A 12,169-nucleotide genomic window follows, 5' to 3' on the forward strand; every position below is an offset into this window, starting at 1 on the left:
GCCGGATTCGGCATCTTCCGGCTCCGCCCTGTGCAATAGTGCGTCTCCGTCGTAGTCTGTCTGCAGCGAGCCGCCGACCCGCGGCCGGCGATCCTGAAGCGGCACACCCTGACCCACACACCCTGACCGACACAGATTGGGAGATCATGAACGAGAAGACCACCTACCGAGCAATCTTCTACGGCGCCAACCCGATCGCGGCCGGCACGGAGCGGGAGTTGGAATACGTCGACGGCGGCTACCAGCAGACCGTCACTCTCGAGGTCACCGAGGACGGCGCCACTATTCGCCGCGTATTCAAACTCGGGCATGTGACCGAGGAACCGATCTCCTACCGCTTCGTCGAAGATCTGCACGATACCGCGGGCGAAGCGGACGTGCCCAACTAGCTAGATCCGCTTGCCCGGACTGCGGCTGAGCCGCACGGGCAGGGCCATCAGCGGGCCGACGAACCGACGCTGCAGGCGCCTGGCCGGACCCCAGACGAACTGAACGACGTATTGGGAGAGGATGGCACCCGCGGCCAGGGCGACCGCGACCGCGCCGGCCGTCAGCAGGCTCAGCAGCCCGTTGATGTCGCCGTCGGAGAGCTGCAGCAGGCCGCGGAACAGGATCAGGCCGGGCACGAGCGGCACGAGCGAGGTGACGACGATGACCAGCGGGGGTGTGCGCACGATCCGGGCGGCGACCGCCGCGGCCAGGCCGACGCCGATGGCGCTGGCACCGGACGACCAGACCAGCCCGAACCCGGCGGAGGCGGCCGCCAGGTAGAGGAACTCGGCGACGGCGCCGAGCACGCAGACCACCCAGAACGCGCGCCAGGGAACCTGCACGGCCAGGCCGAAACCGATCACGATGACCATGGATGCCACGAGCAGCACCGGCAGGTCGGCCAGGGTCGGCGTCAGGTTGGCGTCCACCCTCAGCTGGAGGCCGAACCGCGCGAGCAGCAGTGACGCGCCGGCGACGCCGGTGACCAGCCCTCCGGTGATCAGGAGCGCCTCCATCAGCCGCGCCGTGCCGGTCAGGTAGAACCCGGAGAGGGTGTCGTGCACCGCGCCGAAGGTGGTCACCCCGGCGAGGAGCATGATGATGGTCGCGATGACGACGAGGGACGGGTTCGCCGTCGGGTCGATCAACGCCACGATCGCGGCCACGATCGGGCCGATCGCGCCGCCGACGACGTTCTGGTAGAACAGCGGAGCCTGGCGCCGGTCGAGGGCGGTCGTGATCATGTCGATGAAGAAGGTGGCGACGAACGCCGCCGCGAGCACGATCGGCCCGCCGCCGATGAGCACGGCGGCCCCGGCGCCGACGAGGCTCCAGCCCAGGCGCCGGTAGAGGGCCGGGACCTGCGGCCTGGAGCTGACAATGGTGGCCAGGGCCTTGCGGGCGTCCGAGACCTCCATCGGCTGGTCGAGCAGGTCCACGATCAGCTCGGAGGTGGCGGTGAGCTTGCCGTAGTTGAGCGAACGGTACTTCACGTTGCGGCTGCGGGTGATCGACTCGTGGGTGCCCGGGTCTTCGTGGGTGAGCGTGATGATGGTGTGGGTGATGTTGGCCTCGGTGCCCTTCAGCCCGTAAGCGCGGGTGATGGCCTCCATCGCGGCCGTCGCGTCCTCGGCGCCGGCGCCGGCGGCGAAGATGACCTCGGCCAGGCGCATCGTGAGGTCCAGAACCGAACGGGTATAGGCGGCGTTGTCGAAGACGCCGATGCTGGTCGTCGGATCAGACATCGATCGGTCCCAGCCAGGCCGCCGCGACCGTGGAGTGCGCGGATTCGGCGTCTGAGGGGTGGAACAGGCCGGCGAGCACGTCCCGGTAGAGCCGACCGAGCTCGTTGCCCGCGTAGTAGCTGCTGCCGCCGGTCACGCGGATGGCCTGGTCGACGGTCAGCCTCGCAGTCTCGGTGGCACGGTGCTTGAGCCCGGAGAGCAGGGCGAACCACTGGGAGCCGTGATCGACGAGGGTGTCCACATCGGCGGCGAGCGCGTCGATCTGCGGGTAGATGCCGTCCATCAGGATGGCGGCCTCCGCGACGCGCCAGCGGATGTCCGGATCCTGGGCCAGGCTGCGCCCGTCGTGCCGCAGGGAGGTGCGTCGCTCGGCCGCTTCGACGGCGAGTTCGACCGCGCGCCGGCCGATGCCGGTGTACACGGCGGCGAGGAGGATCTCGAAGTTGGCGAAGATCGCGAAGATCAGCGGGTCGCGGCTGGGCCCGGGATCAAGCCGGCGGAACACCCGGTCGGGCCGGGCGACGGCGCCGTCGAGCACGGTGGTCTGGCTCTGGCTGGCGCGCATGCCGAGCGTGTCCCAGTCGTCCTTGCGGGTGATGCCGGGGTCGCTGCGGTCGAGGAAGGTCCAGACGATCTTCGGTGCGTCCGGGGAGGTCGTGTCCAGCCCCATGGTGCCGAGCCGGGTCCAGGCGGGGGAGAGGGTGGTGAAGATCTTGGTGCCGGTGAACCGGTAGCCGCCGCCGTGCTGCGGGCGGGCATCCGTGATCGAACCGGTCAGGACCAGGTCGTTGCCTGGCTCGCTCACGCCGAAACCGAAGATCTCCCCGGTGCCGGCCTCGTGCAGGAGGAACGAGAGCGAGGTGTCGCCGCGGTCGTGCAGGGTGCGGGCGACGCCGGTCCAGACCAGGTGCATGTTGACGGCGAGGGCCGTCGCCGGGGCGTGGGCGGCGAGGCGCACCTGGTCGCGGGCGACGTCGCGGAGGCTCCGGCCGAGGCCGCCGAACTCGATCGGAACGAGGGCGCGGAGGTAGCCGCAGGCGGCGAGCTCGGCGAGGTCCTCCGTGGGGAAGGTGTTGGCCTGGTCGTGGCCGGGGGCCCGGGAACGGATCCGTTCGAGGAGGTCGTCGCCGAGCGGGGAGAGGCTGTCGGACGTCGTCACAGACTCCAGCCTAGGCAGCCTTGCGCTTCCTCGTCGACAGCCAGACGATCAGCAGCACGATTGCGGCGACCGCGCCGAGCGCGAGCAGCCAGGGCAGGACGAAGCCGATTCCGATCAGGGCGCTGCCCAGAGCCGCGACGAGGGCGTTCCAGCCGGCGACGATTCCGGTCCAGAAGCTGTCGGGGGAGCCGGGAGCGACCGTGCCCGTGGAGTAGAGGTCGAGGCTGATGGTTGAAAAATCAACCTGATCGGAGAGGTAATCACGCTGGGACTGGAGCCCTTCGAGCTCGCTCTGTCGGGCGGACAGGGCGCTTTCGATGGCGATCAGGTCGGTGGTGTTGGTTGCCTGCTGCATCAGGGTGAGCAGCCGGTCGACCGAGGTCTTCAGCGACGTGATCCGGGCGTCGAGGTCGGTGGTCTGCTGGGTGATATCCGATGCGTTGAGTGAGACGAAATTGACGGTGCCGAGCTTCTTCAGCTCGGCGAGCGTGCGGTCGAGCTCGTCAGAGGGGATGCGCAGGGTCAGAGTGGCGCTCGCCGGCTGGTTCGGGGTGGCCGGGTTCTCGTTGCGGCTGTCGATGCGTCCGCCCGCCTGTTCGGTGATCATCACGGCATCCTGGGCGGACTTGATCGGATCGTCGACCGTGATCGACACCGAACCCGTCGTGATCACGTCGCGGTTGGAGGACTTGATCTCACCCGTTGTCCCGTCCTTGACGGCTGAGTCGGGCGAGACGGGCTGGGGGGCTCCGACGACGCCGCCGGATGAGTCGGAACTGGACGGGCCCGACCCCGAGGTCGACGCACCCTGCGCGGAACAACCGGCCAGCAGCAGGACGGCGATAGCCAATGCGACAACGGAGATGCGCTTCATGGCCCCACTGTAGGGTCAGGGTGGATGCCACTGTCTGAATGCTCTCTGGGAGTCGAATCACAATCGGATCTCGGCCGCCTGAACGGAACCGGCACGGGCGAGGATACTGGAACCATGACGTGGTGGAAGGCTCTGATCGAACGGCTTCGCCGGCGACGCCCACCGCTCCTGCACATCGCCACTGACGAGGGCTCCGGGCCGGTCGTGATCCTGGTCCACGGCATCGCGTCGTCGTCGGTGACCTTCCGGGAGGTCGTGCCCTTGCTCGTACCCGGGCACCGGGTGATCGCCGTCGACATCCTCGGTTTCGGCGAGTCACCGGCCCCTGAGGGCTGCGAATACCGGCTCGAAGACCACGTCGAAGCGCTCGACGCCACGATCCGGTCCCTGAATCTGCGGGAGCCGATCATCCTCGTCGGCCACTCGCTCGGCAGCCTGATCGTGGCCCGGTACGCGTCGTTGGCGCGCACCCGGATGTCCCGGCGCAGCCAGGTCTCCCGGGTGGTGCTGGTCGGGCCGCCGGTCTACATCTCCCCCTCCGACATCGGCGACCGCTGGGTACGGGCGCGGGTGAGCGCCTACCTGCGTGCCTACGATTTCCTGCGCCTGAACAAGGACTTCACGATCAGCAACGCGGCCATCATCTCCCGGCTGCTGCCGAAGGGGATCTTCGAGATCTCCGAGCGCAACTGGACCCCGTTCGTGAAGTCCCTCGAGCACTGCATCGAGTCCCAGACGGTGGTCAGTGACATCGCCAGCCTCACGGTGCCGGTTGACGTGGTCTACGGCACCCTCGACGCCTTCATCGCGCTGGGCAGCATGACGGTGATCGAACGGATGCGCCACGTCACCATGCATCGGGTCGAGGCCAACGACCACCTGATCCGGCCGAGACTGGCGAGGGCGCTCGTGGCCGTGATCGATGCGGGTGGCGCGGTCGAGACGATGGCGTCGCCGATCACGGAACCGGCCGGTGAACCGAACGGGGAGCCGGCCGCAGACCGCTGACCCGTCGGCGGTCCTGCGGTGGTTAGGCTGGATGCATGGACACTCGAACCCTGGGCAAGACCGGCCGCACCGTTTCCGTGATCGGCCTCGGCACCTGGCAGCTCGGCGCGGACTGGGGCGATGTGTCGGAGGCCGAGGCGACGACAGTGCTCGCGGCATCCGTCGAGGCCGGAGTCACCTTCTTCGACACCGCCGACGTCTACGGCGATGGCCGGAGCGAGCAGATCATCGGCCGGTTCCTCGCCGGCAGCCCGGTCGGCGCCGGCATCACCGTGGCGACGAAGATGGGCCGCCGGGTCGACCAGCTCGCCGAGAACTACGTGCTCGCGAACTTCCGGGCCTGGACCGACCGGTCGCGCGCCAACCTCGGCATGGACACCCTGCACCTCGTGCAGCTGCACTGCCCGCCGAGCGCCGTGGTCGAGTCGGACGAGGTCTACGACGCGCTCGATACCCTCGTGGCCGAGGGCGCGATCGCCAACTACGGCGTCAGCGTGGAGACGTGCGACCAGGCCCTCGCTGCCATCACCCGGCCCGGCCTGGCCACCGTGCAGATCATCCTCAACGCGTTCCGGCTCAAGCCGCTCGAAGAGGTCGTGCCGTCCGCGCGCGCCGCGGGAGTCGGCATCATTGCCCGGGTTCCGTTGGCGAGCGGGCTGCTGACCGGCAAGTACACCCGCGACACGGCCTTCGCGACGAACGACCACCGCAACTACAACCGTGACGGCAGCGCCTTCGACGTGGGGGAGACCTTCTCCGGAGTCGACTATGAGACCGGCCTCAAGGCCGCGGCCGAGTTCGCGGCGATTGTGCCCGACGGCCTCACTCCGGCGCAGGCGGCGCTGGCCTGGGTCGCGCAGATCGACGGCGTGAGCTCGGTCATCCCCGGCGCCCGGTCGGTGGCCCAGGCCGAGGGCAATGCGGCAGCCGGCTCCATGCCACAGCTCAGCCTCGAGTTCAATGAAGGCGTGCAGGACATCTACGACCGGATGCTGCGCGACCAGATCCACCCGCGCTGGTAACGGATCCGTCACCGGTCGGGCCGGCGGCCCGGCCGCCGGGCCGGCCCGGCCGGTGGTCGAGCCTGCCCCGGTGGTCGAGCCTGCCCCGGTGGTCGAGCCTGCCCCGGTGGTCGAGCCTGCCCCCGTGATTGAGCCTGGCCCAGGCGATTGAGCCTGCCGGAATCCGAGGCCATACTGGTGCGCAACAACGGATGCCACAGGTCCGCGAGGAGGCCGCCATGGGCGACGACTACAGCTTCCACACCGAGTGGCGGGTCGCCGGAACGACGGCCGAAGTGGCCCGGGTTCTGAGCGACGCGCGGAGCCTCCCCCTCTGGTGGCCCTCGGTCTGCCTGGCGGCGTTCATCCTGGCTCCGGGTGCGACCGATGGCCGTGGCGCAGTCACCGAACTGCACACCAAAGGCTGGCTCCCGTACACGCTGCGGTGGACCTTGACGGTGAGCGAGCCGGTCACCGAGGCCGGCTTCGCGGTGACGGCGACCGGCGACCTGATCGGCACCGGCCGCTGGAGCTTCGCCCAGAACGGCCCCGAGGTCGAGATCGGCTATGACTGGCAGGTCAGCGCGGCCAAGCCTCTGCTCCGCCGGCTGACCTGGCTGCTGCGGCCCGCCTTCTCGGCGAACCATCGCTGGGCGATGAGGCGTGGCGAGGAGAGCCTCCGGCTGGAACTACGCCGGCGTCGAGCGCCAACAGCCCAGGATGCGAAGTGAATCCCGCCACCGCCTGGCCCCACCTTTCGCCGCCGCTCGGTGTGATCCATCGGCCACCGGGCTTCGCGCTACTGCGGCGCGCCGAATCTCCGCCGCAGATCCTGGTGTAGACGAGACCCGGGTGGTCGCGTCGGCACCGGCCTATGGGCGAACCCCTAGAGACCCCGCCCCGCCTCGGTGGTCGAGCTGGTCGAGACCTGGGAGCGCGCGCTGGCTCCAATGGTTGAGCGCGTCGCCACCAGGCGCCATGATTTCGGCGAGCGCAATCACGCGTGGTCGAGTCCGTCGAGGCCCCGGATCCTCCGCTGGTCGAGGCCGTGGAGGCCGTGGTGCCCTGATTTCGGCGATCTCACTCGTGGGCGTCACTGCCGGTCTGGCCCCGGTGAACCGGCAGGTCTGGCCCGGCTGAACCGGCCGGTCAATCCGTGTCCCGGTCGATGGTCGGCGTGCCCGGGTCGAGTTGGCGGTGGGTCTTGCTGGGGAGGGGGATGAGCGTCTGTTTCGGGTCGACCGAGACCGGCGGCTTCAGCCAGTAGTGGTCGCCGCCCCGGAGTATGGTCCAGCCCGTGTTGTGGAGGAGCAGGTGGTGGGGGTGGCAGAGGCAGACTCCGTCGGCGAGGTCGGTGTAGCCGTGTTCGAGGAGCCATTGTTTGAGGTGGTGGGCTTCGGTCCAGGCTGGTGGCCGGTCGCAGTCGGGCCAGATGCAGCCGCCGTCGCGGGCGCCCATGGCGGTGCGTTGGGCGGGGGTGAAGAGGCGTTGTTCTCTGCCGACATCGATGGGCTGCCCGGTGTCGGTGAAGAGGATTCCGAGGTAGCCGGTGTCGCAGAGTTGTCGTTGGACGGTGGCGAGGGAGATTGGAGCAGGACTGCCCTCGATGGACCCGTGCCCGGCCGCGAGGACCAGGGCCGTCCCCGGTTGTCCCGGCTGAACGGGCTGGCTGGGTTCGCCGGGCTGGCTGGGTTCGCCGGGTTGGTCAGGCTGGCCGGGCTGGCTGGGCTGGCCGGACAAGTCGGACAGGTCGGGTTGGCCGGGCTGATTAGAGGGGACGGCTTCGGCAGGTCTGACCGCCGGCGTGAGCCGGGCATCTGATGTCTCCGGTGCTTCAGCTACTCCCGCGGCGTGGGGTGTTGCCGACGCTGAAGTAAATGTGTTGGCCGGTGCGGCGGTACCGGTGTGGGGGGCGGTGGTGAGGTCTTTTTGGGTGACGATGATGCGCACGGCGGGGCGGCGGCCGCCGAGCATCTGGCCGGGGTCGACTTCGCCGGCGATCTTGAGCAGTTGCACGAACGAGTCCGCGGCGATCTGCGCGGTGCTGCGCGGGTCGTCCTGGACGGCCTTGGCCCAGGCTTTGCGTTTCTTGTCCACGAAGCGCACCCCGCCGCGCCTGGGGCTGGTGATCGAGTCGTAGGTGGAGAGCACGAACTCGCCATCCTCGGGGGCGAAGAGCCCGTGCAGGCGGACCTTGCCGTCGGCGAGGCGGTAAACCTTGAGGAACCGGTCGTCGTAGGCCTGCTTCTCCCTCGCGGCGATGCCGGCCTGATCGAGGTCGTCGCGCATCCTTCGGGCGCGGGTGAAGCATTGGTCCGCGTTCAACTGACCGGCTTCGGCGAGCAGCCGGCTGAGGGCGGTGCCGAGTCTGTCGGCGGTGACGGCGGTATCGATATCGCCCAGGCCCTTGCGGATGGATTCGGCCGCGTCGACGGAGAGGGTCCCGGCGGTCACGGCGCGAGCGATCGGCGCCTGCCACGACACCGGGCTGCCCGGATCGGGCGGGAAACTACCCGGGCCGCCCGAGTCGCCGCCCGCACCACCATCGACACCGGTCCCGTCAGCGCCGGTCCCGTCAGCGCCGGTCCCGTCAGCGCCGGTCCCGCCCGCACCGGTCCCGTCAACACCGGGCGACCCGAGGCCGTCTGCGGCCTGCCGGTCGGCGGCCTCGGCCCGGGCGAGCATCGTGCCGACGGCAACGAGCTTGAATGCTTCGTTCTTGCTTGCGCCGGTGACCTTCTGGATCATCGCCTCCGGGGAGAGGAACCCCTGCTGAGCGGCCAGGCCGGAATGGCCCAGCTCCGGGCGGGAGCGATCGGCGATGGTCGCAGCCATCCACGCGGCCCGGGTCTCCAGCAACCGGCGTGCGGTGGCGATGTCTTTTTGACCGGCCAGCGCCGCGGCATCCGTCAGGGCCTCGTAGTCGGCGCTGGAGCAGCCCAGGCGGGCGACGGCATCCGCTGCCTGTCTGAGCTGCTCTGCCGGTGAGTCCATGCCACGAAGATACCAAAACACGAACACACATGTGAGGGTTTGTCACTACTTGTGGATAACTTATTCGAAGAATCATTCCCTGGTGTCGACAATCTCGACCACCGGGGCCCTGGCCGCGAGCAACAGGTCTGCGGCCTTCTCTCCGATGACGATTGTGGGCGCGTTCGTGTGGCCGCGGATGATCATCGGCATGATCGATGCATCCGCAACCCGGAGCCCATCGACGCCGCGCACCCGCAACTCCGGGTCGACGACCGAGTCGGGGTCGGAGCCCATCCGTGCGGTGCCGACCGGGTGGTAGAGCGTGTGTGCATGGTCGGTGACCGCCCGGGCCAGGCGCTCCGCGCTGCTCATGGCGGCGCTGTCGGGCGGCATGATCAGCCGGCCCGTGGTGTCCCCGCGCATCGTCGGGGTCTGGAGGAGGCGTTCGCACCAGGCCAGCCCGGCGAGCAGGGTCGCGAGGTCCGCACCGTCGGGGTCGCTCAGGTACCGAGGATCGACGACCGCCTTGGCGAACGGGTCCGGCGAGGCGAGGCTGACCCTCCCGGTGCTGCGGGGCTGCAGCAGGATCGCCCCGACCGTCAGCCCGTGCTCCGGCGTGGGCACCAGACCCTCCCCGACGTAGGCGACCGGCGCGAAGATGATCTCGATGTCCGCGAGGGCCAGCTCGGGGTTCGTGCGGATGAATCCGTAGGCCTCGGCGACGTTCGAGGTGAGCATGCCGCGTCGGCGGAGCAGATAGTCGGCGATCTGGCGGGGCTTCTGCGCGTCGAACAGCGTGTCGCCGGCGGTCTCGGCGACGAGTCCGGAGAGCAGATGGTCGCGCAGGTTCGCTCCGACCTCCGGCGAGTGGGCCAGGACCGGGATGCCGTGCCGTCGCAGTTCGCCGGAGTCGCCGATGCCCGACAGCATCAGCAGCTGCGGGGTGTTCACGGCGCCGCCGCACAGGATCGTCTCTCGCCGCGCGACCACCCGGTGCCGGCTGCCACCCTGCAGGTATTCGACACCGTTGGCGCGGCGGCCCTCGAAGAGAACCCGGGTGGCCTGGGCGCCGGTGCGCACGGTGAGGTTGCGGCGTCGCCTGGCCGGCTTCAGATAGGCGTCCGCCGTGCTGACCCGTGCGCCCCGATGCTGGGTGACCATGGTCTGGCTGAACCCCTCCGGCTGGGCGGCGTTCGGAGACTCGATCCTCAGGCCGAGCTCGGAGACCGCGGCCAGGAACGCCTTCGTGTGGCGGCTGGGGCTTCTCTGGGGTTCGACGCTGACCGCTCCGTCACGGCCGTGCGAGGCATCCGTGCTGCCGGCGACACGTTCGACCCGGCGGAAATAGGGCAGCAGCGCCGCCCAGGACCACTCCGGTCCGGCCTGGTCGGCCCAGCCGTCGTAGTCGGCCGCGAACCCGCGCACCCACATCATGGCGTTCATCGAGGAGGAGCCGCCGAGAACCCTCCCGCGCGGCCAGTAGACGCTGCGGCCGCCGAGGGGAGCCTGCGGGATGGTGTCGTAGTTCCAGTCCAGACCGGAGCGGAACAGCTGCGCGAACGCCGCCGGAATGTGGATCTCCGTCTTCTTATCGGCTGGCCCTGCTTCGAGGAGCAGCACCGAAGCGTTCGGGTCGGCGCTCAGACGGGCCGCGAGGGCCGAGCCGGCCGACCCTGCCCCCACGATGACGTAGTCGAAGGACTCCTGAGTGCCCGGCACCTGCGCGGTCATCGCGCTGCCGCCGCAACCCGCAGCGCCTCGGCGGCGCGCAGGTCCTTCCGCAGGATCTTGCCCGACGCCGACTTGGGGATGCGGTCGACGAATTCCACCTTCCGCACCTTCTTATGCGGGGCAACCTGCCCGGCGACGAACGCGATCACGGCCTCCGCGGTGAGCTCGACGCCCGGCTGGAGCACGACGAACGCCTTCGGCACCTCCTCGCCGTGTTCGTCCGGCACGCCGATGACGGCCGCGTCGTAGATCGACGGATGCCCGAGCAGCAGCGCCTCCAGCTCGGCCGGCGCCACCTGGTAGCCCTTGTACTTGATCAGCTCCTTGAGCCGGTCGACGATCGTGACGTAGCCTTCCGAGCTGACCGTGGCGATGTCGCCGGTGTGCAGGAACCCGTCCGCGTCAAGCGTTTCGCCGGTGGCCCCTTCGTTGCCGAGGTAACCGAGCATGATGTTCGGGCCTCGGCAGAGCAGCTCGCCGGCCTCGCTGGTGCCCTCGGCCGGCTGGTGGATCTCCTCGCCGGTGGTCGGGTCGATCAGCTTGCACTCGATGTTCGGCAGGGTCAGTCCCACCGAATCGAGCGGGATGTCGTCGCGATCGAGGGGGATGGCGTGCGACACCGGGCTCATCTCGCTCATCCCGTAGCCCTGCCGCACCCGGCAGTCCAGCCTGGCGGCCACGGCGGCGCCGAGCGTGTGGTTGAGAGAGGCGGCGCCGGAGAAAATGGTGTGCACGCTGGACAGGTCGTAGTCGTCGACGAGCGGATGCTTCGCCAGGGCCACCGCGATCGGCGGCGCGATGAAGACATAGGTGGCCGCGTAGTCCTGGATGAAACGCAGGAAGTCGGTCAGGTCGAAGCGGGGCATGGTCACCAGCCCGGCCCGACCGGCGAGGGCGATGTTCAGCAGCACCGTCATCCCGTAGATGTGGAAGAACGGCAGCACGGCCAGCACCCGGTCGTCGGGTTTCGCGCCGAGCAGCGGCAGGGACTGGGCGACATTCGCGACCAGATTTCGGTGGGTGAGCATGACGCCCTTGGGGTGCCCGGTCGTGCCGGAGGAGAACGGCAGCACGGCCAGGTGCGTGGCCGGGTCGATGCTCACCGTGGGGGCAGGATGTCCCGCCGCCAGGAGGTCGCGGAGTGACGCGTGCCCGGGGGAGCCGTCCAGCACGATGATCTGGTCGGCGCCGAGACCCGCGAGGTCGGCGGCCGCAACCGCCTGTTCGAGCAGCGGCGACACCGTGAACAGCAGCCGCGCCCCCGAGCCGCGCAACTGGCCGGCGATCTCCTCCGCGGTGTACAGCGCATTGACCGTCGTCGCGGTGGCGCCGGCCCGCAGGATGCCGTGGAACACCGCGGCGAAGGCCGGCACGTTGGGCGAGTGCAGTGCCACGACCTCGCCGGGGGAGATCCCGCGGGCGGCGAGTGCCCCCGCGATCGCGCCGATCTGGCCGATCAGAGCCCGGTAGCTGGTTTCCGCCCCGGACGGCCCGTCGATCAGGGCGACCCGGTCGAGGTCGTGTTCGGCGATCCCGCCGAACAGGTAGTCGTAGACGCTGAGGTCGGGGATGACGACGTCGGGAAGAGGACTGGTGAATACCACGGCGAACTCCAGTGTTCGGGGAAAGTGCTGTTCGGGAAGAGGATACTGCGCGGTGCGGCCCGGGCGGGCTCGCCCGGGCC

General features: G+C 69.5%; 10 protein-coding genes. 4 read left to right on the top strand and 6 right to left on the bottom strand.

Features of this window, described 5'->3' with window-relative positions:
- Nucleotides 1-146: 146 nt before the first annotated feature.
- A complete protein-coding gene (locus E3O48_RS05110; protein ID WP_134537547.1) occupies nt 147-389 on the top strand; it encodes a hypothetical protein in 243 nt (80 codons plus the stop codon).
- On the opposite strand, the gene E3O48_RS05115 is transcribed toward E3O48_RS05110, so the two are convergent.
- From E3O48_RS05115 to E3O48_RS05125, 3 genes are read right to left on the bottom strand one after another with little or no spacing between them, the layout of a single operon-like run.
- On the bottom strand, nt 390-1,736 hold the full coding sequence (locus E3O48_RS05115; RefSeq protein ID WP_134510224.1) for a threonine/serine exporter ThrE family protein: 1,347 nt from the start codon (nt 1,734-1,736) through the stop codon (nt 390-392).
- Nucleotides 1,729-2,895 (bottom strand): acyl-CoA dehydrogenase family protein, encoded by a 1,167-nt coding sequence (locus E3O48_RS05120; RefSeq protein ID WP_174774759.1) that lies wholly within the window; start codon nt 2,893-2,895, stop codon nt 1,729-1,731. Before E3O48_RS05120 ends, E3O48_RS05115 begins: the two co-directional genes overlap by 8 nt.
- Before the next feature lie 10 nt (nt 2,896-2,905).
- Complete coding sequence (locus E3O48_RS05125; protein ID WP_134537549.1) at nt 2,906-3,769, bottom strand: DUF4349 domain-containing protein; 864 nt, start codon at nt 3,767-3,769, stop codon at nt 2,906-2,908.
- A gap of 114 nt (nt 3,770-3,883) precedes the next feature.
- Here E3O48_RS05125 and E3O48_RS05130 point away from each other — a divergent pair, with 114 nt between their 5' ends.
- From E3O48_RS05130 to E3O48_RS05145, 3 genes are all read left to right on the top strand, one after another.
- Nucleotides 3,884-4,777, top strand: coding sequence for an alpha/beta fold hydrolase (locus E3O48_RS05130; protein ID WP_134537550.1), 894 nt, complete (start codon nt 3,884-3,886; stop codon nt 4,775-4,777).
- A 35-nt stretch (nt 4,778-4,812) separates the two neighbouring features.
- Nucleotides 4,813-5,799 (top strand): aldo/keto reductase, encoded by a 987-nt coding sequence (locus tag E3O48_RS05135; RefSeq protein ID WP_134537551.1) that lies wholly within the window; start codon nt 4,813-4,815, stop codon nt 5,797-5,799.
- Nucleotides 5,800-5,990: 191 nt separating this feature from the next.
- Nucleotides 5,991-6,509, top strand: a complete 519-nt coding sequence (locus E3O48_RS05145; RefSeq protein WP_241982408.1) for a polyketide cyclase — start codon at nt 5,991-5,993, stop codon at nt 6,507-6,509.
- A gap of 418 nt (nt 6,510-6,927) precedes the next feature.
- Here the strand turns inward: E3O48_RS05145 and E3O48_RS05150 are convergent, their stop codons facing one another.
- From E3O48_RS05150 to E3O48_RS05160, 3 genes are all read right to left on the bottom strand, one after another.
- Nucleotides 6,928-8,772, bottom strand: coding sequence for a DUF222 domain-containing protein (locus tag E3O48_RS05150; RefSeq protein WP_134537552.1), 1,845 nt, complete (start codon nt 8,770-8,772; stop codon nt 6,928-6,930).
- A 72-nt stretch (nt 8,773-8,844) separates the two neighbouring features.
- Complete coding sequence (locus tag E3O48_RS05155) at nt 8,845-10,485, bottom strand: GMC family oxidoreductase (protein WP_134537553.1); 1,641 nt, start codon at nt 10,483-10,485, stop codon at nt 8,845-8,847.
- A complete protein-coding gene (locus E3O48_RS05160; protein ID WP_134537554.1) occupies nt 10,482-12,089 on the bottom strand; it encodes an AMP-binding protein in 1,608 nt (535 codons plus the stop codon). Before E3O48_RS05160 ends, E3O48_RS05155 begins: the two co-directional genes overlap by 4 nt.
- Nucleotides 12,090-12,169 lie beyond the last annotated feature (80 nt).

It is taken from the genome of Cryobacterium sp. HLT2-28 (genome assembly GCF_004402495.1).
GTDB lineage: Bacteria > Actinomycetota > Actinomycetes > Actinomycetales > Microbacteriaceae > Cryobacterium > Cryobacterium mannosilyticum.

Coding starts and splice junctions, on each gene's coding strand:
- E3O48_RS05110 (WP_134537547.1), top strand. CDS start 147: ATGAACGAGAAGACCACCTACCGAGCAATCTTCTACGGCGCCAACCCG.
- E3O48_RS05115 (WP_134510224.1), bottom strand. CDS start 1,736: ATGTCTGATCCGACGACCAGCATCGGCGTCTTCGACAACGCCGCCTAT.
- E3O48_RS05125 (WP_134537549.1), bottom strand. CDS start 3,769: ATGAAGCGCATCTCCGTTGTCGCATTGGCTATCGCCGTCCTGCTGCTG.
- E3O48_RS05130 (WP_134537550.1), top strand. CDS start 3,884: ATGACGTGGTGGAAGGCTCTGATCGAACGGCTTCGCCGGCGACGCCCA.
- E3O48_RS05135 (WP_134537551.1), top strand. CDS start 4,813: ATGGACACTCGAACCCTGGGCAAGACCGGCCGCACCGTTTCCGTGATC.
- E3O48_RS05145 (WP_241982408.1), top strand. CDS start 5,991: ATGCCACAGGTCCGCGAGGAGGCCGCCATGGGCGACGACTACAGCTTC.
- E3O48_RS05150 (WP_134537552.1), bottom strand. CDS start 8,772: ATGGACTCACCGGCAGAGCAGCTCAGACAGGCAGCGGATGCCGTCGCC.
- E3O48_RS05155 (WP_134537553.1), bottom strand. CDS start 10,485: ATGACCGCGCAGGTGCCGGGCACTCAGGAGTCCTTCGACTACGTCATC.